Annotated in this window: 17 protein-coding genes and 1 pseudogene; 6 read left to right on the top strand and 12 right to left on the bottom strand. The window is 74.6% G+C overall.

Annotated elements, in window-relative coordinates; genetic code table 11:
• Positions 1-159 precede the first annotated feature (159 nt).
• Entirely contained in the window at positions 160-456 is a 297-nt protein-coding gene (locus tag ACIBAI_RS01895) for a hypothetical protein (RefSeq protein ID WP_399030449.1), read from the bottom strand.
• A gap of 327 nt (positions 457-783) precedes the next feature.
• On the opposite strand from ACIBAI_RS01895, the pseudogene ACIBAI_RS01890 reads away from it, so the two are divergent.
• Positions 784-1357: pseudogene (locus tag ACIBAI_RS01890) on the top strand (GntR family transcriptional regulator); the annotation flags it as partial.
• On the opposite strand, the gene ACIBAI_RS01885 reads toward ACIBAI_RS01890, so the two are convergent.
• On the bottom strand, positions 1333-1887 hold the full coding sequence (locus ACIBAI_RS01885) for a hypothetical protein (RefSeq protein ID WP_399030448.1): 555 nt from the start codon (positions 1885-1887) through the stop codon (positions 1333-1335). The pseudogene ACIBAI_RS01890 and the gene ACIBAI_RS01885 overlap by 25 nt on opposite strands.
• A gap of 240 nt (positions 1888-2127) precedes the next feature.
• Here ACIBAI_RS01885 and ettA point away from each other — a divergent pair, with 240 nt between their 5' ends.
• The 3 genes from ettA to ACIBAI_RS01870 are packed head-to-tail and all read left to right on the top strand — an operon-like array spanning position 2128 to position 4879.
• Positions 2128-3792: an energy-dependent translational throttle protein EttA gene (gene ettA, locus ACIBAI_RS01880; protein WP_399030447.1), complete on the top strand. Its 1665-nt coding sequence runs from the start codon at positions 2128-2130 to the stop codon at positions 3790-3792.
• A 2-nt stretch (positions 3793-3794) separates the two neighbouring features.
• On the top strand, positions 3795-4211 hold the full coding sequence (locus ACIBAI_RS01875; protein WP_399030446.1) for an acyl-CoA thioesterase: 417 nt from the start codon (positions 3795-3797) through the stop codon (positions 4209-4211).
• Positions 4208-4879: a hypothetical protein gene (locus tag ACIBAI_RS01870; RefSeq protein ID WP_399030445.1), complete on the top strand. Its 672-nt coding sequence runs from the start codon at positions 4208-4210 to the stop codon at positions 4877-4879. Before ACIBAI_RS01875 ends, ACIBAI_RS01870 begins: the two co-directional genes overlap by 4 nt.
• 117 nt (positions 4880-4996) lie before the next feature.
• Here ACIBAI_RS01870 and ACIBAI_RS01865 read toward each other — a convergent pair whose 3' ends face one another.
• Positions 4997-5425 (bottom strand): globin, encoded by a 429-nt coding sequence (locus ACIBAI_RS01865; RefSeq protein WP_399030444.1) that lies wholly within the window; start codon positions 5423-5425, stop codon positions 4997-4999.
• 168 nt (positions 5426-5593) lie between these two features.
• Here ACIBAI_RS01865 and ACIBAI_RS01860 point away from each other — a divergent pair, with 168 nt between their 5' ends.
• Positions 5594-6610 carry a methyltransferase domain-containing protein gene (locus tag ACIBAI_RS01860; protein ID WP_399030443.1) on the top strand — a complete coding sequence of 339 codons (1017 nt, stop codon included), beginning with the start codon at positions 5594-5596 and terminating at the stop codon, positions 6608-6610.
• 13 nt (positions 6611-6623) lie between these two features.
• Here the strand turns inward: ACIBAI_RS01860 and ACIBAI_RS01855 are convergent, their stop codons facing one another.
• The 8 genes from ACIBAI_RS01855 to ACIBAI_RS01820 all read right to left on the bottom strand — a co-directional run bounded on the left by ACIBAI_RS01855 (position 6624) and on the right by ACIBAI_RS01820 (position 18829).
• Positions 6624-7847 carry an FHA domain-containing protein gene (locus tag ACIBAI_RS01855; protein ID WP_399030442.1) on the bottom strand — a complete coding sequence of 408 codons (1224 nt, stop codon included), beginning with the start codon at positions 7845-7847 and terminating at the stop codon, positions 6624-6626.
• A gap of 117 nt (positions 7848-7964) precedes the next feature.
• On the bottom strand, positions 7965-9347 hold the full coding sequence (locus ACIBAI_RS01850; RefSeq protein ID WP_399030441.1) for a VWA domain-containing protein: 1383 nt from the start codon (positions 9345-9347) through the stop codon (positions 7965-7967).
• A gap of 124 nt (positions 9348-9471) precedes the next feature.
• Positions 9472-10797: a PP2C family serine/threonine-protein phosphatase gene (locus ACIBAI_RS01845; RefSeq protein ID WP_399030440.1), complete on the bottom strand. Its 1326-nt coding sequence runs from the start codon at positions 10795-10797 to the stop codon at positions 9472-9474.
• A gap of 3 nt (positions 10798-10800) precedes the next feature.
• Entirely contained in the window at positions 10801-13365 is a 2565-nt protein-coding gene (locus ACIBAI_RS01840; RefSeq protein WP_399030439.1) for a tetratricopeptide repeat protein, read from the bottom strand.
• Positions 13366-13387: 22 nt separating this feature from the next.
• The gene (locus ACIBAI_RS01835) at positions 13388-14719 is read right to left on the bottom strand and encodes a hypothetical protein (protein ID WP_399030438.1); all 1332 of its coding nucleotides are present in this window, start codon (positions 14717-14719) and stop codon (positions 13388-13390) included.
• Between the two features lie 198 nt (positions 14720-14917).
• Positions 14918-15955 (bottom strand): glutamate ABC transporter substrate-binding protein, encoded by a 1038-nt coding sequence (locus tag ACIBAI_RS01830; protein ID WP_399030719.1) that lies wholly within the window; start codon positions 15953-15955, stop codon positions 14918-14920.
• A 46-nt stretch (positions 15956-16001) separates the two neighbouring features.
• The gene (locus tag ACIBAI_RS01825; RefSeq protein ID WP_399030437.1) at positions 16002-17441 is read right to left on the bottom strand and encodes a hypothetical protein; all 1440 of its coding nucleotides are present in this window, start codon (positions 17439-17441) and stop codon (positions 16002-16004) included.
• A 296-nt stretch (positions 17442-17737) separates the two neighbouring features.
• Positions 17738-18829: a mechanosensitive ion channel family protein gene (locus ACIBAI_RS01820; protein WP_399030436.1), complete on the bottom strand. Its 1092-nt coding sequence runs from the start codon at positions 18827-18829 to the stop codon at positions 17738-17740.
• A 328-nt stretch (positions 18830-19157) separates the two neighbouring features.
• Here ACIBAI_RS01820 and ACIBAI_RS01815 point away from each other — a divergent pair, with 328 nt between their 5' ends.
• Positions 19158-19694 (top strand): HNH endonuclease, encoded by a 537-nt coding sequence (locus ACIBAI_RS01815; protein WP_399030435.1) that lies wholly within the window; start codon positions 19158-19160, stop codon positions 19692-19694.
• Positions 19695-19769: 75 nt separating this feature from the next.
• Here the strand turns inward: ACIBAI_RS01815 and ACIBAI_RS01810 are convergent, their stop codons facing one another.
• Positions 19770-21125, bottom strand: a complete 1356-nt coding sequence (locus ACIBAI_RS01810; protein ID WP_399030434.1) for an ABC transporter permease — start codon at positions 21123-21125, stop codon at positions 19770-19772.

Raw genomic sequence — 21125 nt, 5'->3', positions numbered from 1 at the left:
TCCGAGGCCGCTCGACAGTGGCCAATGACGACCGACGACGACCACCAGGCGTTCGAGTCCACCGCTCCCGACCAGCAAAAACCCAGCTCATCAAGACCCCCGGCAAGACCCAGGGCAAGAAGAAGTAGTGCACCGAGCGGCCGGAGTCTGTCGTTTGGATCAGGCCGTAGGACGGCGGCGGGCGCGGAGCCAGTGAACACCCTGCACGGCGTGGACGAAGGCCATGAGCGCGAAGCCGACGAAGGTGAGCCAGAACCAGTGTTTCGCCACTGCGAGACTCAGCAGCAGGCCGCCGAGGAGCAGCAGGGAGCCGACGATATCCAGCAGGTCGAGGCGTGCCTTGAAACGCGCCGACGAGTCGGATCCGCGCAGTCGGCGGATGACGGGAACGAGGCCGAGGGCCTGCAGGACGACCAGACCGAGAGCGATCCAGACGAACCAGCCGGGTATATCCACGGCGCGCACTGTATCGCGCCCCCGTGCCCCTCAAGTGGCTGTACGGCAGCTGAGGCGGCTGCCCGAATCCGCTGGCCACAGCGGGAGGCAGCCCGGGCGGTAACCGGGCTGCCTCCCGCCGCTGACGTGGCGCCTCGACCGCTTCCGGTTCTCGGCTTCTCAGGAAGACTTGGGTCTCGCCAGGAGGTGACCGCGGCTGTTCGCTACGCGCAGTACGTCCCCCGACGCGCCGGCCAACCGAGCGGCAGACCCGTCCGTAGCGGTGGCCCGCGGCGTCGAGAGGCCGGCGCAAAGCGACCGTCGGCACCTCAGCGGACGTGGAGGTGGCGGGCCGGATCGGGGACCTACGTCGCCGAGCCCCGGCAGCGGGTGCGGATCGTCCGGTCCTCGGCGCGTGAGCAGCCCGCCGGGTCGCCGTTCCGGGCGGACATGAAGGCCGTCGGCAGGCAAGGGGACTGGGAGAGCCGGACCGACGCCAGGGTGCCGGCGCCTGCCGACGTCGCGGCACGGCTCGGCATCGCCGAGGGCGAGCCGTGCGTCCGGACGACGTACGAGTTCCTGGCCGGCGGCAGGCCCGTGCGGTTGTCGACGAGTCGGGAGCCGTACGACCTCACGGCCGGCACCCTCGCCGTCCTTCCCGAGGGAGGCCCGCACGCCGGAGCCGGCGTCGTGAACCGCATGGCCGCCACCGGTGTCACCGTCGGCCACGCCGTGGAACAGCCCGAGCCCCGGCAGGCGACCGCCGAGGAAGCGTCACTCCTCGGCATCCGGAAGGCCGCACTCGGCACGCGTATCCGGCGGACGTGATTACAGCGACCAGGGGCGGCCCGTGGAGACGGCGGACATCGTCGTGCCCGCCGCTCACTGCGAGATCGTCTACGAGATCCCGATCAACCGATAGGGGGCGTCTTCGCCCTGTGCGGCCGAGCCGAGCCAGCCGGCCAGCGCTGACAGGTCAGCGGCACCGAGACCCCTTGCCGGGGCGACGCGATGGAGGAGCGAAGGGCCAGGGTGCGAGGCAGCGACCCAGAGGCGGTCCATGTCGCTGATCTCGTCGTCGACCCAGATGAACGGTCGACCGTCGGCCCACGCGACGAGGTGAGGCGTCTTCCAGTGCAGGCCGCGGGGCAGGGCGCCAGTTCTGCCGTCCGGCCATGGCACCACCGGTAGACGCGGCAGCCCGATGAGCGGGGCGACGGTCACGTTCGCGTCCTCTCCCCATGTCGACGCCCATACCAGGTCGCAGCCCAGGGTCATGAGGCGCTGCCCGATCCCGGCGTCGAGGCGGTCGAGGAGCGGATGCCCCTGAGGCACGGAAGGCGTCGCAGCGGGGACGGGCGCTCGAGGGTGGCCGGACGACGACGAGCCGAACGGGATCAGCGGGCCGTCCACGTCGAGGAAGAGGATGGGGCGCTCCGGTGCGCTTGTCACGGCGGAACGATAGCCCGGCACGCGGAGGATGCCTGATCGTTCTCGGGCCGTCCCCGGGCCGTGCGAGGGTGCCCGAGGCTCACCGATGCCGACCGACAGTGACAGGCGGGGCTCCGGTGCCGTCCGGGAAAGGCCAGGTCGGAGCCGCTCGCCCCTACTGGTTTCCCCACAGGGGTGGCGGTCAGGCAAGATGGGGTGTATCTGCCCACTGCCAGATTTCAAGCTGCCGGACGGTTTCTCTTGGCTGAGTTCATTTACACCATGCGCAAGGCGCGCAAGGCGCACGGCGACAAGGTGATTCTCGACGACGTCACCCTGAACTTCCTGCCGGGTGCCAAGATCGGCGTCGTCGGTCCGAACGGTGCCGGTAAGTCCACCGTCCTCAAGATCATGGCCGGGCTGGAGCAGCCGTCCAACGGCGACGCCTTCCTGTCCCCCGGCTACAGCGTCGGCATCCTGCTGCAGGAGCCGCCGCTGAACGAGGAGAAGACCGTCCTGGAGAACGTGCAGGAGGGCGTCGCCGAGATCAAGGGCAAGCTCGACCGGTTCAACGAGATCGCCGAGCTGATGGCGACCGACTACTCGGACGCCCTGCTGGAGGAGATGGGCAAGCTCCAGGAGGAGCTGGACCACGCCGAGGCCTGGGACCTCGACGCCCAGCTGGAGCAGGCCATGGACGCCCTCGGCTGCCCGCCCGGCGACTGGCCCGTCACCAACCTCTCCGGTGGTGAGCGCCGCCGCGTCGCGCTGTGCAAGCTGCTCCTGGAGCAGCCCGACCTGCTGCTGCTCGACGAGCCCACCAACCACCTCGACGCCGAGTCGGTGAACTGGCTGGAGCAGCACCTGGCCAAGTACGCGGGCACCGTCGTGGCCATCACCCACGACCGGTACTTCCTCGACAACGTCGCCGAGTGGATCCTGGAGCTCGACCGCGGTCGCGCCTACCCGTACCAGGGCAACTACTCCACGTACCTGGAGACCAAGGCCGCCCGTCTGAAGGTCGAGGGCCAGAAGGACGCCAAGCGGCAGAAGCGGCTCAAGGAAGAGCTGGAGTGGGTGCGGTCCAACGCCAAGGGGCGGCAGGCCAAGTCCAAGGCGCGTCTGGCCCGCTACGAGGAGATGGCCGCCGAGGCCGACAAGATGCGGAAGCTGGACTTCGAGGAGATCCAGATCCCGCCGGGGCCGCGGCTGGGCAACGTGGTCGTCGAGGTGGAGAACCTCCACAAGGCCTTCGGCGAGAAGGTGCTGATCGACGATCTGTCGTTCACGCTGCCGCGCAACGGCATCGTCGGCGTCATCGGCCCGAACGGCGCGGGCAAGACCACGCTGTTCAAGATGATCCAGGGCCTGGAGACCCCGGACTCCGGCACCATCAAGGTCGGCGACACGGTCAAGATCTCCTACGTCGACCAGAGCCGCGAGAACATCGACCCGAAGAAGACGCTGTGGGAGGTCGTCTCCGACGGGCTCGACTACATCAACGTCGGCCAGGTCGAGATGCCGTCCCGGGCGTACGTGTCGGCCTTCGGGTTCAAGGGCCCGGACCAGCAGAAGCCCGCGGGCGTGCTCTCCGGCGGTGAGCGCAACCGGCTGAACCTGGCGCTGACCCTGAAGCAGGGCGGCAACCTGCTGCTGCTCGACGAGCCGACCAACGACCTCGACGTCGAGACCCTCTCCAGCCTGGAGAACGCGCTGCTGGAGTTCCCCGGCTGCGCCGTGGTCGTCTCCCACGACCGGTGGTTCCTGGACCGCGTCGCCACGCACATCCTCGCCTACGAGGGCGACTCCAAGTGGTTCTGGTTCGAGGGCAACTTCGAGTCGTACGAGAAGAACAAGATCGAGCGGCTCGGCCCGGACGCGGCGCGTCCGCACCGCGCCACCTACAAGAAGCTGACCCGGGGCTGATCTTGCGGCACCTCTACCGCTGCCCGCTGCGCTGGGCGGACATGGACGCGTACGGCCACGTCAACAACGTGGTGTTCCTCCGCTACCTGGAGGAGGCCCGTATCGACTTCCTGTTCCGCCCGGACAAGGACTTCCAGCAGGGGTCCGTGGTGGCGCGCCACGAGATCGACTACAAGCGGCAGCTCGTCCACCGGCACGCGCCCGTGGACATCGAACTGTGGGTCACGGAGATCCGGGCGGCGTCCTTCACCCTCGCCTACGAGGTGAAGGACGGCGACCTGGTCTACGTCCGCGCGAAGACCGTCATCGTGCCGTTCGACTTCGAGCAGCAGCGGCCGCGCCGGATCACCGACGAGGAGCGCGCGTTCCTCAAGGAGTACCTGGACGACGCCTCGGAGCAGGGGGCCGTCGCCGCATGACGGTGCTCCACCTCGCCGACGAGGGGGAGGCGGCGGATCTCGCGGCCTTCCTCTCCCGGCTGCTCCACTACGACCGTTCGGCCGCGGTGCGCCTGCAGGCGGCCGGCACGGCGCTCGCCGTCTTCGGGCGGCCGCCGTCCTTCGAGGTGCTGGCGATCCGCGCGGTACGGCTGGCGAAGCCGTACGAGAACGGGCTCGACGTCACGCTGGACGTGACCGTGTCCGCCGGTGAGCTGCTGGAGACGGTGGACGAGGCGGCGGCCACCGCGGCCGTGCCGGCCTCGGTGACCGGCCCGCCGTGGGCGGGCCTGCTGCCGCCGCGGGGCGGCTGGCGGGCCGAGCCGGGGCTGCCGGCGCCGGACGCGCTGCGGACGCTGGTCGCCGCCGCGGTCGGCGAGTTCCGGTCCCGGACGCAGGAACTGCCGCCCGAGGGGCGCACACGGGCCGAGCTGGACCGGATCGGCCGGGAGATCTGGTCCCGGACGGTCGGGGAGACCCGGCTTCCGGTGCGGGCCGTGCACGCGGCGCAGTCGCTGGGGTTCCTGCGGCCCGGTGAGCGGGAGATCGGGCTGTTCTCCTCGGGGGCGTGGCTGCGGCTGCGCACGCCGTACGGGTCGGTGGCGGTCCGGCAGGGCGGCGTCGGAGCGCTGGGCCTCAGCGTGCGCTGAGGCCCAGCCCGGGTCCGCCCGGCGGGGGGCCGGAGACGGCCCGCGCGGTCCGGTACGGCGGGCGGGCGCGGGCGACGCCGCCGGCGGCGGACCGACCCGAGGGGGCTGAGCGGGCTGTCAGCCCGGGGTGTTCACCATCGAGGCCGCCGCGTACGTCAGGTAGTTCCACAGGGTCCGCTCGTGCTCCTCGGACAGGCCGAGCTCGTCGACGGCGGCCCGCATGTGCTTCAGCCAGGCGTCGTGCGCCGCCCGGTCGACCTGGAACGGGGCGTGGCGCATGCGCAGCCGGGGGTGGCCGCGGTTGGCGCTGTACGTGGTCGGGCCGCCCCAGTACTGGATCAGGAACAGCGTCAGCCGCTCCTCCGCCGGTCCCAGGTCCTCCTCCGGGTACATGGGCCGCAGGAGCGGGTCCTCGGCGACGCCCTGGTAGAAGCGGTGCACGAGCCGGCGGAAGGTCTCCTCCCCGCCGACCTGCTCGTAGAAGGACTGCTCCTGAAGCGTGCCGCGCCGAATCTCCGTCACGTGGGTCTGCCTCACCAATCTCATGCCGGTCCGCCCCGAGGCTGTTCGGCCGGGGGCCCGGGGATGGTCCCCGGGAAACGCAGTACGCCCTCCATGGTCTCAGACCGGGGGACGGAGGACTCGGGACGTACGACCCGGCTCCCGCGGGCCGGGGTACTCGCCTCGCGGCCCCGGCCGCAGCACCCTGGACCCATGGGCGGGCGCTTCCTGTACAAGGACGGCAAAAGTGACGAAGGCAACGGCGGCGGTCTCGACGAGGCAGCCGCGGCGGCGCGTGCCGCGCTGGTGCGGGAGATCGAGCTGAGCGGGGCCTGGGCGGCCGACCCGGTGTGGCGGGAGTCCTTCGCGGCGGTCCCGCGCCACCTCTTCGTGCCGTACTACTACGTCGGCGTCCTCGGCGGCCACGAACGCCGCTGGGGCGAGCACCCCGACCCGGTGGCCCGCGAGCGCTGGCTGCGCGGCGCCTACGCCGACGCCCCGCTGGCCACCCGGCTGCGCGACGGCGAGCTGGTCTCCTCCTCCAGTCAGCCCTCGCTGATGGCGACGATGCTGGCCGAGCTGGGGGTCGAGGACGGCGACCGGGTCCTGGAGATCGGCGCCGGCAGCGGCTACAACGCGGCCCTGCTCGCCCACCGGCTCGGCGACGACGACCTGGTCACCACCATCGACCTGGATCCGGAGATCACCGAGTCGGCCCGCCGGCACCTGGCCGCCGCCGGGTACCACCCGGCCGTCGTCACCGGGGACGGGACGCGCGGCGTGCCGCAACGCGCCCCCTTCGACCGGATCATCGCGACCTGCGCCCTGCCCTCGATCCCGCCCGCCTGGCTCGCCCAGACCCGCCCCGGCGGCCGGATCCTCACCCCGCTCGCCACCGGCCTGGTCGTCCTGGAGGTGCGCGACGCCGGGCACGCCGAGGGGCGGTTCCTGGGCACGCCCGCCTACTTCGTGCCGCTGCGCGGCCAGGGCGGTCCCGCGGCCGGGCCGGTGCCGCTGGGCGGGGTGCCGCAGCGGGTCAGGGAGCACGAGCTGTTCCGGTTCCTGCTGGCCCTGACCCGCGGCCGCCTCGACCCCGAGGAGGCGTACGCGCTGTGGGAGCGCGAGGGCAGGCCCGGGCGCGAGCGGTACGGCATCACCGTCAGCGACGGGCGCGAGTGGGCGTGGCTGGACGATCCGGAGGGGCCGTACGCCTGGCCCCTGCCGTCCTGATCCCGCTCCGGCCTCAGCCCCGGCGGATCGTGATCGTGGTCCAGGCGCCGACGTGCACCCGGTCCCCGTCCTGCAGCGGCACCGGCACGAACGGCTGGATCGGCTCCTCCGAGCCGTTGACCGTGGTGCCGTTCGTCGAGTTCTGATCGACGATCGCCCAGCCGCCGTCCGGCTGCTGGACCAGCACCGCGTGCTGGTGCGAGACGCCCGGGTCCTCCGGCGGCACCGACAGGTCGATGTCGGGGGTGTCGCCGGTGGAGTGCCGGCGGCGCCCGATCGTGACCTGGCTGCCGGTGAGGGTGCGCTGCTGCTCCGGCGAGTACGCGGGCAGGTTCAGGCCCGCGGCCTCCGGGCCGGAGCGCTGCATCATCGCCATGAAGTACTCGCGGTCCGGGCCGATGGTCGCCGTCCAGGTCGCAGGCTGCCGCGGCGTCCGGGGCTGCTGCGGCGACTGCGGGAAGCCGGGGGCGGGCGGAGGCGGAGCCTGGGTTCCGCCGGACTGCGGAGGGCCGTAGCCCTCGTGCCGGCCGCCGGGGCCGCCGGGGCCCGCCGACGGCGGGGAGATCACCCAGTCGTCGTCGCCGCCGGAGGACGGGCCGCCCGGCTGCGGCCGGTCCCTCTCCTGCGGGAACGCGGGCGGGGCCGGCGGGCCGGACTGCCGGAACGCCTGCGGGGCGCCCCCCGGCGCGCCGGGACCGGGCGGGGTGGGGCCGGGCGGCGGCGGAACCGGCCGCGAGGGGGCGGCGCCGAAGCCGGGCGGGCTCGGCGGGCCGGACGGTTCGCCGCCGAAGGACGGGTTCGGCGGAATCGGTTCGGCGGGCCGGTTCACCTGCGACGGGCGCGAGCTCTGGTACTCGTACGCGTCACCGCCGTACGACGGTCCGGGCGGCTGCGGGAAGCGGACGCCCGGGCCGGGCGCGGGCGGGCGCGGGGCGGCCGGGGTGTACGAGGTCGCCGTGTTGGTCAGGAAGTTCCACCGGCACTCCTCGCAGAACGGCGCGCCGCCCTCGCGCGGCGTGCGGCACTGCGGGCACAGCTCCGGCTCCGGAGCGGCGGACGGATGCGGGCGCCCACCGGGACCGCCGGAGCCGCCGGGACCGCCGGGCGGCGGGAAGCCGTACCCGCCGACGGGGGGCGGCGGGGGCGGGGGCGGCGGCACGGCACCGGCCATGCGGTGACCGCAGACCTCGCACCAGTCGTCGGAATCCGACTGGTGTCCGTTCGGGCAGGTCGGCATGTCGGCGCTTCCCCCTTTCCTTTTCCGGCCGTTCCGGCCGGATTTCTCCAACCCCAAGGGGTCAGGCTCGCTGTCTGTCAGAGTGTTGTGCGGTGGGTCGTGCGGGTCGTGCCCAGGTCACTTCTTTACACGAACGGTCTTCGTCGACCGAGTCTCCAGCGTCATCTCGTCGGCCTCCTCGACCTTCGCCTTCAGTCGCACAGTACCTGTCGCGGCGTCGACCACGTCCACCACCTTCGCAAGCAGTTTCGCAGTATCCGCGTTCCCGGAGGCGCCGGCGAGCTGAACGGCCCGGCCCAGTTTGGCCGTTGCCCCCTCGATGTCGCCCGCTTTGCGCAGATCGAGCCCTTGCCGGATGGCCTGGGCCAGTTCGGCCTGCCCGGTGTAGTGGGCGACCTGGGGGTTGATCGAGGTGGAGGCGGCGACGTCGTCGGTCCACACGGCCCGTACGAGGCCCTGGGCGCCGAGGTTCCGCGCGCTGCCCGCCCCGCTCTCGGCCGGGCCCGGGCGGGCGGCGTCCCCGGGCCGCGGGATCACCAGGGAGATCCGGGCGGCCAGCATCTCCCGGCCGATGTCCGCGGGCGGCACCTCCACGCGGATGTGGTAGTCACGGGACTCGTCGCCCCAGGAACCGGTGGGGTAGTCGCCGACGCGCGGGCCCGCCCCGGTGCGGCGGCCGGTCAGGTCCTCGACGGTGGGCGCGACCTGCTTGACGGACTTCACCGTGGCGCCGACGGGGGTCCACAGGCGCAGGGCGACGTCCGCGACCTCCTTGCCCATCGCCGTCTCCATCATCCGAGTGAAGTCCGCGGCGAGGCCGGCCGGGTCGGCGACGATGTCGGCGGTGCCGAGCAGGGCGGAGGCGATCCCTGTGACTTCTTTCACTTCCCAGTCGGTGCCCACGCCGCGGGCGTCGCAGGTGAAGCGCCCGGCGCAGGCGTCGAGGGAGGCCTTCAGGTCCTCGGGCGACTCGTGCTCGTCGCGGCCGTCGGTGAGCAGGATGCCGTGCCGGATGGCGACGTCCGCGGAGGACAGCAGGCGGTCGGCGAGCCTGAGCCAGGTGCCGATGGCCGTGCCGCCGCCCGCGCCGAGCCTGCGCAGGGCCCGCTTGGCCTGGTCGCGGGTGATGGCGTCGGCGACCGCGAGGCGGCCGCCGCCCGGGTAGACCTCCTGGGCCACGTGCGTCCCGCCGATCACCGCGAAGTGCACGCCGTCGCGCAGGGTGTCGATCGCGGCGGCCGTCGCGTCGCGGGCGTTGCGCATCTTGGCCGGCGGGTGGTCCATCGACCCCGAGCAGTCCACCATGACCGCCACGGCGGCGGACGGGCCCCGGCCCGACGCGTACGGGTGGGGCGCCGCGACCGCGCTCCCGATCGTGCCGCCCCCGGTCGCGGTCACGGTGACGACGGCGTCGACCTCGCGGCCGCCCTCCGGCAGGTACTCGTTCTGGTACACGTCCACCGAGAACTGCGGCACGTTCGGCTTCGAGAAATTGGCCATGCCCGATCGATCCCCCTTGGCGTCCTCACGAGGTGAGGAGACGACGGCGCGGACCGCCCGGTGCCGGGACGGCCCCCCTGCGGACCGCCCCCTGCGGTCCGTCGAGGCCTCCCCGCACGCGGCCTCAGGCCGATCCTGCCCCCTGCGGCGGGGCGGGGAACGGCAGGACGGCCACTGTTACGTTGTCGTGGCCCCCGCCGTCCAGGGCGTGGCCGACCAGGACCCGGGCGCTGTGCAGCGGGCGCACCGCGGCGTCGAGGGGCACGACCCCGGCCATCTCCTCGGCCGCCTCGGCGTAGTTCCACAGGCCGTCCGTGCACACCACCACCACACCCGGCCGGTCCGGCTTGAAGGAGGCGGTGTGCGGCTCCAGTTCGTAGGCGTCCGCGCCGAGCCAGCCGGTGATCGCGTGGGCGCGTTCGTCGGCGTACGCCTCGGCCTCGCTCATCAGGCCCGCGGCGACCATCTGCGCCGCCCACGAGTCGTCCTCGGTGAGCCGGGCCGGGGGCGCGCTCCGGTCCACCGGGATCCAGTAGGCGCGGCTGTCGCCGACCCAGCCGACGACCAGCAGGCCGCTGGTCACCACCGCGCCGACCAGCGTGCAGGCCGGGGCGTTCTGGTGCGGGGCGCGCTCGCGGGCCGTGGCGGGTTCGTCCGCCAGCGCGTCGACGGCCCGTGCGGCGGCGACGATCGCGTCGTGCATGGCCTGCTGCGGGTGGGCGCCCCGCGGGAGGGCGGCGAGCAGCGTCGCGCTCGCCGCCCTCGACGCCGCGAGCGAGGCGTCGTCCGGGCGGGTCGCGGAGGACACGCCGTCGCAGACGACCGCCACGGCCGCGGGGGAGCCGTCGGGCAGGACCGTGTGGCCGACGGCGAAGGCGTCCTCGTTGCGGTGGTGGCGCAGACCCCGGTCGCTGACCGCGGCGACCGGGCCGGACTCCTGCTCCAGGTGGTCGCGTTCGCGGGGCTGGGCGTGCCCGCAGTGCTCGCAGTAGCCGTCGCCGTCGACCCGGCCCGCGCGGCAGGCCACGCACACCCGGGCGCCCGCGGCCGGTGCCGCCAGGTCGGCGGCCACACGCGGGTCGGGCGCCTGCAGGAGGTACTCGTCGGGCTCCGCGGGACGGTCGAAGCGGACACCGGAGGCGGCGGCCTCGGGGACCGCGGGGCTTTCCGAGGCCGGGGCCCGAGGCGGCTGCGGCGGCAAGGGCGGCTGCGGCGGCGGCGACGGCTGCGGCGGCAGAGTGAGGCCGCCCGCGCCGACGGGCGGCGCCGCGGGGGCGGGACACTCCGCCGCCGGCGCGGGCACCGAGCCGTTCGGGGCGACCGTCGGGTCGCCCTTCGGCCGGGCGGGCACGGCGGACAGGTCGTATCCGCACGCTCCGCAGAAACGGTCACCCGACTCGAGGGGTTCCTCGCAGCTCGGGCAGGCGGACAGCCGGGGCATCTGCGACATCAATCACACCCATGTCCGAGGGCGGTAACGGTTGGCACGTTCCACCAGATCGATCCTCTCCTCGCCGCCCCGCGCCAGCCGGGCCAGCGTGCGGTACGAACGCTCCAGGCCGAACCGCAGGCCCCGTTCGTCCAGTCCGCTGCCGAGCAGCGTCCGTCCCCCGGAGGCGTGAGGGACGAAACCCCGGCCCCCGGAGAGTACCCAGTCCAGGGCGCAGCCGAGGACTTCGGCGGACAACTGCTCGCGGCGCGCCGGATCGAGACCGTACGCCTCCAGCGCCTCGACCTGCCGGGCGGCGGCGGTCAGGTCGTCCAGGAACAGGGGGTCGGCCGCGGCGGCCGCGCGCTGCCTCAGCCGGGCCCGCACGGCCGCCACCCGCGCGGCCGTGCAGTGGACGGACGACTCCGGAACCGACTCCAGCGTGCGCACCGCGCCGTGCCGGTCCCCGGCCGCCAGCTGGACACGGGCCAGCCCGAACGCGGCGCTCACATGGCTCGGGTCGGTCGACCACACCAGCCGGTAGTACTCGGCGGCGTTGTCGAGCTGCCCCAGCACCTCCGCGCACAGCCCGAGCGCCAGCTTGGGGGCGATCTCGCCGGGGAAGGCGTCGTAGACCGCGTCGAAGGCGAGCGCCGCGCCCTCGTGGTCGCCGGTGACCAGCGCGGCCACGCCCCGGTACCACACGACCCGCCAGTCGTCGGGCTGCCGCGCCTCCACCGTCTCCAGGATCCGCAGCGCGGCGGGCGGGTCGCCGCTCTCCAGCAGGGCCCGGATCTGCCGCAGCCGGGTCTCGGCCGACGGCGCCGGAACGGCGGCCAGCGCCCCGAGCAGCTCCCCCGGCGCGGACGTCAGCAGGCCCGCGAGGAAACCGGCGTGGGGGTCGGCCGGGTCGACGTGCGGGACGGGCAGGGCGAGCGCGGCCGCGGGGGTGGGGACGGGCCGGACCGGGCCCGGCGGGCCGGCGGGCGCGTGCGGCCGCCCGGCGCCCGCGGGGAGCGCCGGGGAGGCGGCGGGGGACGGCGGGGTGGCGGCGGCCCTGCGGCGCCACCGCCCCGGCGGCGCCGTCCGCGCGCCCAGCCGCGACACCTCGCCGTCCGGTTCCGGGAACAACTCCGTGTCCGGCACCCGGAGTTCGGGCCCGAACAGCGTGGACAGGGCGGGCCGGGCGCGGCCCGTCCGCAGCGACACCACCTCGCGCAGCACGCCCGTCAGCTGTTCGCTCATCTCCTGCGCGGAGGCGAACCGGCGGGCCGGGTCCGGATCGGTGGCGCGGACCAGCAGACGGTAGAACGACTCGTACCGGCGGAACACCTCGACGGCGTCGGGGTCGGGCAGCGAGTCGGCGTGGACGTTGGTGTAGCCCTGGAAGTCGAAGGTCAGCACCGCGAGCGTCCGGCCGACCGTGTACAGGTCGCTCGCCACCGACGGGCCGGCCCCGGCGACCTCCGGCGCCTGGTAGCCGATGGTGCCGTAGACGGCCGACTCCTCGTCGTCCATCCGGCGCACCGCGCCCATGTCGATCAGCTTGAGCCGGTCCTCGGTCTGGATGGCGTTGTCGACCTTGAAGTCGCAGTACAGCAGGTTGCGGCTGTGCAGGTGGCCGAGCGCCTCCAGCGCCTCGATGCCGTACGCGCACGCCTGCTCCACCGGCAGCGGGTCCCGCCGGCCGTCCGGGGCGCGGCGGGCGTCGGCGATCTCCTTCAGCGACCTGCCGCCGACGTACTCCATGACGATGTAGCCGTCGAGGGAGCCGGTGCGCTGGTCGAGGTGCTCGACGAAGTTGTAGATCCGCACGATGTTGGCGTGCTCGATCTCCGCGAGGAAGCGCCGCTCGGAGATCGCGGCGGCCATCGCGTCCTGGTCGCCGGTGTCCAGCAGGCCCTTGAGCACCACCCAGCGGTCGGAGACCGCCCGGTCCACGGCGAGGTAGATCCAGCCCAGGCCGCCGTGCGCCAGGCAGCCGGCCACCTCGTACTGGCCGTGCACCACGTCGCCGGCCCTCAGCTTCGGCACGAACGAGTACGGGTGCCCGCACGTGGTGCAGAAACCCTCCGTGCGCCCCGGCCGGCCGCTGCGGGCGCGGCCCACCGGCGCCCCGCAGCCCGACCGCGAGCAGAACCGCTTCCGCTCCGGCACCTGCGGGTTCCGCAGCACCATCGCGCGCGGGTCGGGCCGCGGGACCGGGGGCACCTCCACCAGGCCGGCGCCGAGCCGGCCGCGGCCGGGGGAGCCGGCGGCGGAACCCGAGCTGCGCACCGACACCGAGCGGCCCGCGGACCGGCCCGACAGCGAGCGCGACAGCCGTCCCGACACCGAGCGCCGCGACCTCGACGACTGCGACGACGTACGCGCGCCGCGGCTGCCGGAACGGGAACCGCCGCTGCCCGCCGAGCCCCTGCCGCCGCCCGCCGCGCCGGTCGGCGCCGGGCCGGCCAGGCCCCGCGCCGACACGACCGGGGCGAGACCGCAGGTGTCGCAGTACAGCCCGCCGTCGCCCACGTCCTCGTAGGTCCCCGCGCAGCCGGGCCGCTGACAGGTGTGCCGCGCGGGACTCTCCGCCTGGCTCATGAGGCCGCCTCCCCCTCGTCGCTCACGCGCCGGCCTCCCTGCGGTCCCCGGGGCCGCCGCCCGGTCCCGGCGCCCCCGGAGCGGGGCCCAGCAGCTCGGCCGCCGCCCGCTGGTAGCGCAGCACGGCCTGTTCGGCGACGCGCAGGTCGCAGGGCGCGCTCCACAGCATCCGCCGCGCCTTCTCGTACCTCTCGACCAGTTCGGGATCCTCCGCCAGGCCGTGCCGGGCCACCTTCGCCCGGTACGCGTCGAGCCGGCCGCGCAGTTCGGCGCGGATCGCCAGGGGCGCGGTGACCGCGGTCAGCGACTCGCGGGCGCGCATCAGCTCGTCCTCCGCCTTCTGCTCCAGGGACTCCAGGAGCGGCGACAGGCGGTGCCACTGGGCCTGCCGGCGGTACTCGGCGGCCGTCGCCAGCTGCTCCTGCAGCGCGGTCGGCGGCCCGCTGACCACCGGCACCTCCGTCGCGGCGATCTTCGCCAGCACCTCGCCGCGCGCGGTCCGCGCCTCGGCCAGGGTGCGGTCCGCGCGGTTGAGGACGTCCCGCAGCCGGACGATCCGCTGCTCGGCGTCCTTGCGGACGGCGAGGACGGCGTCGATCTCCCGGCGCACGTCCTCCAGGGCGCGCGCCTCACGGTCGTACACCGTGGTGTCCGGCCTGCCGCCGCCCGGGGCCGCGCTGCCCTCGGCCGGGATCCAGAACGCCAGCGGGTCGGACACCACCTGCTCGCGCAGCCGGGTCAGCGTGCGGGTGATCCGCTCCAGGTCGTCGCCCGCCGGGTGCTCGCCGGGGCGCACGCCGACGGAGTGCGCGAGCCGGCGGGTGCGCTGGAGCTCGGCGGCGAGCAGATCGATGCGGGCGGGCAGCGCCGACCAGACCGCGTCGGCGGCGACGACCACGTCGAGCGACGACGCGTACAGCTCGTTCATCCGGTCGACGAGGGCGGTGAGCGAGAAACGCTCGCTCGGTCTGCCCGGGACGGCGCTCAGGGCGGGCGCGCCCGCGTGCGCGGAGCCGGCCACCGTGACGGACTCGCCGCGCAGCAGCTCCGTCAGCTCCACCAGGTCCTCGTGGCTGGACCAGCGGCGGCGGGCGCGGATCCGGCGGGCGGTGCGCAGGGTCTGCGTGTAGGCGTCGAAGTACGTCCACAGCAGCGTGATGGACGCCTCCGCGGCCGCCCAGCGTTCCTCGGTGACGCCCGTGAGCCCGGCGCCCTCCAGGAGCCTGCGGCCCGCGTGGTCCTGCAGCGCGAGGAGCGAGGTCTCGATCGCCTCGTGCTCCGCGCCGAGCCGCGCCAGCGCACGGTCCACCTCGTCCCGGTCCATCACCGGCCCGGCGGGCCCCGTGACGCCCATCGATCACCTCTCGCTGCGTGTTGTGTAGGGGGTGGGTGCGGGTGCGGATTCGGTTCGGTGGTCTTCCGAAGGGGTGCCCGGTGGTCTTCTCCAGGGGGCTGTCGGCTGGTCCTCTCCGGGGGTCGTCGGGTGGTCCGCCGGGTGCCGGGTCCCGGCCGGGTCCCGGTCGTGTTTCCCGGCGGCGTCCTTGACGGATGGTCAGTTCTGGCGCAGGTAACGGGGCGTCGGCGGTTTCGAGGCCGCCGGGTCCCTGCCCAGTGTCGCCGACAGCCACCTGCCGTACGACCTCTGCCAGCCGTTCGCGGTGTCCTCGTGGTAGTCCACCAGGATCCGGTTGACCCGGCGGACCAGGTCGTCGGCGTCCTTCCGCATCGCCACACCGTAGAAATCGGTGGTGAAGGGCTCTCCCTTGAGTTCGACCGTCGGGTCCTGCGCGGCCTGGCTCGCCGCGAGCGCGCCGTCGGTGACCACCGCGTCGACCCGGCCGAGCTGCAGCCGCACCAGGCAGTCGAGCTGGTTGGGGACGGTGGTGGAGATGTCGGTGGAGGCGGGCAGCTCGTTCGCCTTCCTGGCGGCGGTCAGCACGGCGTTCGCCGTGGAACCCTCCGCCGTGCAGACCCTCTTGCCGGCGAGGGTGCCGTCGTAGCCCGTGACGGGCGAGGACTTGGGGGCGAGGACCTGCTGGCCCGTCCGGAAGTACGGTGCGGAGAAGGCGACGTCCCGCAGGCGGTCGCAGCTGATCGTCATCGTGCGCACGACCATGTCGACCCGGCCCTGCCGGATCGCCGGGATGCGCTGGTCGGTGGGGATCGCCTTGAACTGCACCGCGTCCGGGTCGCCGAGGATGTCCTCGGCGATCCGGTGCACCAGGTCGATGTCGAAGCCCTCCAGCTTCCCGCTGGTGCCGCCGTTGGGGTCGCGGTAGCCCCAGCGGTAGCTGTTCTGGTCGACGCCGACGACCAGTTTGCGCTTCCCGCCCTCGCGGTTCCTGATCGCCTCGATCGCGGGGCCGTCGGCGCCGGACGGGGACAGGGTCTGCTTCTCCGGGTCCGCGCACTCCTCCCCGGCCCGTGCCTGGCCGCCCCGGGCGGCGCCCCGGCCGCCCGGGCTGCCGTCGTGGTGCGAGCGGGCCGCCGGCAGCAGCAGCGCCAGGAGCGCCGCCAGGGCGCAGAGGACCGCCATCGCACCCACACCGCCCCAGCCCCTGAGGCCGGCCCGCAGACGCCGCGCACGCATCGTCACGCCCCCTCCCACCGGCATCCCCGCCTCCGGTACGCCGGTCTCACCGGTACTCCGACAGCCTGCGTCCGATGCCCAGCACCGCGCCGGCCGCGCCCAGGACGGTGAGGACGGCGACGCCGGCCGGCAGTCCCGCCATCGCGTCCCGGCCGTCGCCGGCCGCCTGCTCGAACTCGTTCTCCTCGTGGTCCAGGGCCCGGGCGAGACGGCCGTCGACCCTGTCGAAGCACTCGCCCGTGGTCCCCTCGGCGCCGATCACCCTGCCCAGGGCCTGCTGGTAGTTGCCGTTCTCGTCCTCCGCGCGGGCCGACGCATGACGTTCTCGCCACTCCGTCACATCGCCGAGGGCCCGTGCGACCGGCTGTTCGCCGGCCTGGTCGTCGGCCAGTTCCCGGGCCCGGGCCAGACCCCTGCCGAGGGCGTCCATGTCCTTGCGGAACTCGTGGTCGTACGCGTCGACGGTCTCGCCGCCCACCTTCACCGTCTCCGCGCCGCGGGCCACGAGGGTCAGGTTCTCGTTGCCGCGGGCCCTGAGGGAGGCGACGCGGGCGTCGTGCAGGACGTCCAGGGAGCGGACGGCGTGGTCGTACGAGTCGTCGAGGCCGGCGCGGGCGACGCCGTGGCCGGCGGCGAGCCACAGCAGGGCCGCCGCCGTCGCCGCCGTCGCCGCGGCCAGGCCGGGGTTCAGGACGCGGTTGGTGCGCCGGTAGGTGCGGTGCTGGGCCCAGGCCAGGGCCGCCAGGGCGAGGACGCCGAGGGCGAGGGCGGCCCGCGGAGGGGCGGTGGCGTCGGCGTAGTCGGCGCGCAGGCGCTGGTTCTCCCTCCGGTAGAGGTCCTCCGCCGCCGGGAGCATGCTCTTGCGCATGGTCTCGTCGGCGTAGCGGAGGTAGGCGCCGCCGACGGGGAAGCCCTGGCGGTTGTAGGTGCGGGCGCGCTCCACCAGGCCCTTGTACTCCAGCAGCAGGCGGTTGAGCCTGGTGATCGTCTCGGCGGAGGGGGAGCCGGGATCGGAGCCGGCGGCGGCCTTGACGAGTTTGGCGGCGGCCGTGCGCAGGTCCTCCTCGTACCGGTCGTCGAAGGCCCTGGCCCCCTGGCCGCCGACGAGGAAGCCGCTGGAGGCGGCGGTGTTGGCGTCGGCGAGCGAGCGGTAGACGTCGGCCGCGTCGGAACTGAGGGGCTGGCTGCCGTCGAGGACGTCGCCGGCCGCGGCGGCGCGGGTGGTGGTCTGCCAGGCGGCGACGGCGCCGAACGAGACGACGAGGAGGGCGAGGAGGGCGCCGATGAGGCGGAGGCGGCCGGGTTCGGTGGTGGCGGCCGCGCGCAGACGGTCCGCGCCCTCGGCGAAGGCGGTGCGGCGGGGCGGGCCGGGAACGAGGGCGCCCGCTCCGGCGCCGGGCGCGGCGCCGGCGGACCGGGACGGTACGGCCGGCGGCGTGGACGGGCCGGGGTGCGGCGCCGCGTTGCCCCTCGGCTGCCGAGTCACTGCTGACCTCCCCCGTGGTCGTCCGTCGCCGCAAGTATCGCTGGCGGGACCGACATCCGCACCGGCCTCGGCCGGATCCTGGTCGCATCGCGGCGTCTCGCACCACCCCCCGCCCATGGACACGCCGGTGGAACCGGTTCGGTTCCCGGGGAGCGGGCGGGGGAACGGGCGGGTGGGCGCCGGGGCGTGCGCCCGCGGGCGCCTCCGGCGGGCGGGAGCGGACGCCCGCGGCGGTCCGCGACCGGGCCGTGGCCGCCCCCCCCCCGGAGGCGCCTCCGGCGGGCGGGGCCGCGGTCCTACTTCGACACGCTCGGCGGCGTCAGCGGCGTGGCCGCCTGGGCCTGCGGGGACGAGGTGTTGGCGTACGCCGACGGGGGCGCCATGCCCGCCGTCGGGTCGGCGGGGGGCTCCTCCGGGACCGTGGCCGTGGCGCCGCCCACGATCGGGATGTCGGCGGCGTCGAAGGCGCGCTTGATGCGCCAGCGCAGCTCGCGTTCCACCGGCAGGGACTTGCCCGGCATGGTCTTGGCGGAGACGCGGACCACCATCGAGTCCAGGAGCACGCTCTCCAGGCCCAGCACCTCGATCGGGCCCCACAGGAGCTCGTTCCAGGGCTCCTGCCCGCTCATCCGCTCGGCGACCGCGTCGAGGGTGGCCCGCACCCTGTCGAGGTCCTCGTCGGCGCGGACCGTCACGTCCACCCCGGCCGTCGACCAGCCCTGCGAGAGGTTGCCGATCCGCTTGACCTCGCCGTTGCGGACGTACCAGATCTCGCCGTTCTCGCCGCGCAGCTTGGTCACGCGCAGGCCGACCTCGATGACCTCGCCGGAGGCCACGCCCGCGTCGATGGTGTCGCCGACGCCGTACTGGTCCTCCAGGATCATGAAGACGCCGGAGAGGAAGTCCGTGACCAGGTTGCGGGCGCCGAAACCGATGGCGACGCCGGCGACGCCGGCGGACGCCAGCAGCGGCGCCAGGTTGATCTGGAACGTGGCCAGCACCATCAGCGCGGCCGTCCCCATGATCAGGAAGGACGCGACCGAGCGCAGCACCGAGCCGATGGCCTGCGAGCGCTGGCGGCGGCGCTCGGCGTTGACCAGCAGGCCGCCCAGCGCCGTCCCGTCGACCGCCTGCACGGTGCGGTTCATACGGTCTATCAGCTTGGTGATGGCCCGCCGCACGGCCACCCTCAGCACCGTCGCGATCACCAGGATCAGCAGGACCCTGAGCCCGATCGCGAGCCACGTGGACCAGTTCTCCTCGACCCAGCTGGCGGCGTTCGTCGCGCTCTCCTGGGCGTCCTGGAGCGTCGGCACGGCCGGGACCGTCTCCGACGGGGACGGCGAGGGCGGGGACGTGGCGGCCAGCAGGACGGCGGGCAAGGACACGGCAGGTACCTCCAGGTGCAGCGGGCCGCCCTCCGGAACAGGGGTCGCTAACGGAAAGATCACGGAAAGGTCACCGGACGGGCGGCTCCACCACACTAACGGGGCAGTGTGTGTGGATTCGCGCGAAGTTCGAAGGAGGGACCGCGCGCATCCTCGAAACGAACTGGTGGGATGAACCCGCCCGGATTCCGGGGATGCATCGGGTGTGGTCGAAAACACTCCCGGCCCGTTCCCCGGACGTGGTGGCGTTTCCGCCTGGCATGAGGGGAGACTGACTACGCATCGTCCCGGCGCGAGCCACGCGCCGCCGGCGTACAAGGAGGCATCCGTGCCGCATGTCCTGGTCCTCAACGCGTCGTACGAGCCCCTCGGCGTCGTACCGCTCCGCCGCGCGCTCGTCCTCGTCCTGGAAAACAAGGCCGTGTGCCTCGAGGAGTCCGGCGCCTACCTGCACAGCGCGACCGTCACAGTCCCCGCACCCAGCGTGGTCCGGCTCAAGCGATTCGTCCGGGTTCCCTATCGGGGACCCGTCCCCCTGACCCGCCGGGCGCTGTTCGCCCGCGACGGGGGCCGGTGCATGTACTGCGGTGGCGTCGCAACCAGCGTCGACCACGTCATCCCGCGCAGCCGCGGGGGCAAGCACGTCTGGGACAACGTGGTGGCCTCCTGCCGCCGCTGCAACCACGTCAAGGCCGACCGCCACCTGTTCGAACTGGGCTGGCGGCTGCGGCACAAACCCGCCCCTCCCACCGGCCTGGCCTGGCGCATCATCGGGACCGGGCACAGGGACCCGCGCTGGCTGCCGTACTTGCAGCCGTACGGCGCGGACGACGTCCTGGCCCGGATCGACGGCGTTTCCGCCTGACGACGATCCGGGCCTTCGTCTTGCCGCGCACGGCCGCCTCCGGCCCCGGGGACCCCCGTGCCCCGGGGCCGGCGGTCATGCGTGGCGCAGCTCCGCCGGGCGCAGCGAGCGGCGCAGCAGGGGCAGCGCGGTGGCCGCTGCCGCCAGGCAGGCGGCGTAGACGGCGAGGGGCACGAACAGCGACGTCCACGGCACCGGCCGGCCGCCGTCGCCGGTGAGGACGGCGTACCCCGTGCCGACCGCCGCGCCCGCGACGCCCGCGAGCAGCACCGCCGGGGCCAGCGGGAGCGCGGTCTCCAGCAGCAGCGCCCGGCCGAGCACCGCGCGCGGCACCCCGGCGGCGGCCTGCGCGGCCAGGACCCGGCGGCGGGCGGCCAGGGACTCGGCGGTGCCGACGGCGAGACCGGACAGGGCGATCAGCAGGCCGGCCGTGACGGCCGCGGCCGTCAGGTCGAAACCGGTGGTGTAGTACGAGGGGTCCCCGGCCAGGTGCCGGTTCGAGCGCAGCGCCTCCAGGAACGCGTGCCGGACGCCCACGAACGCGGTGCCGGCCAGCGTCACCAGCAGCACCGCCGCGTGCGTGCGGGCCGCCGCCCAGGGATCGTCGCGCAGTCGTTCCGCCGCGATCAGCGTCGCCGCCGACCGGGCCCGGGCCGCGAGCAGCCGACCGGTGAGCCGCGCCGCGGCCCCCGAGAGCCAGACCGCGCCCGCGCCGCCCGCGAGGAGCACCCCCAGCAGCGCCAGCGCCGGCCTCCCGCCGGGCCGGCCGGCCGGGCCCGCGGACGTGGCGGCCACCGTGAGCAGCGCCGCCACGCCCACCAGCAGCGCCCCCGCCAGGAACGCCGGCGCGGGCCCCCGCCCCGGGCGCGGACGCGTCCGGCGCACCCGGCCGAGCGGCGAGGCCACCACCCGGCGCAGCGCCAGCGCGCCCGCCGCCGCGCCCAGCACCGGCACGCCGACGGCCACCAGCGCGATCCCCGCCCACGCGGACGCGGCCGGCCGGTCCCACAGGCGCAGCAGGAGCGGCACGCAGACGGCGGCCGTGACCGCCGAGCCGAGCAGGCAGGCCAGACCGGTCTCCAGCGCGGCGATCCGCCGCACCTGCCGGGGCGTCGCCCCGGCCAGCCGCAGCCCGGCCAGCCGCCGGTCGCGGTGCACGGCGCCGATCCGGGCGCACTGGCCGAGGAAGCCCAGCACCGGAACCAGCAGGAGCAGCAGGCCGGTGATCACCCCGGCGCGGGTACCGGGCTGGTCCAGCAGGCCGTGGCCGACGGAGACGCGGTAGACGCCCCGGAGGGAGGCGAGGACGGCGGCCGCGAGCGCGCACCCGGTGGCGAGCGCCGCGCCGGCCGCCGTGAGGAGGATCCGCCACCACTCCCGGCGGTCGGAACCGCGGGTGAGCGCCCAGGCGAGGCGCAGGTCGGACATCAT

The organism is Streptomyces sp. NPDC051041 (assembly GCF_044456065.1).
Classification (GTDB): Bacteria; Actinomycetota; Actinomycetes; order Streptomycetales; family Streptomycetaceae; genus Streptomyces; species Streptomyces glaucus.
Note: the sequence above shows the minus strand (reverse complement) of the source record. Positions and strands in the feature narration are given on the sequence as shown.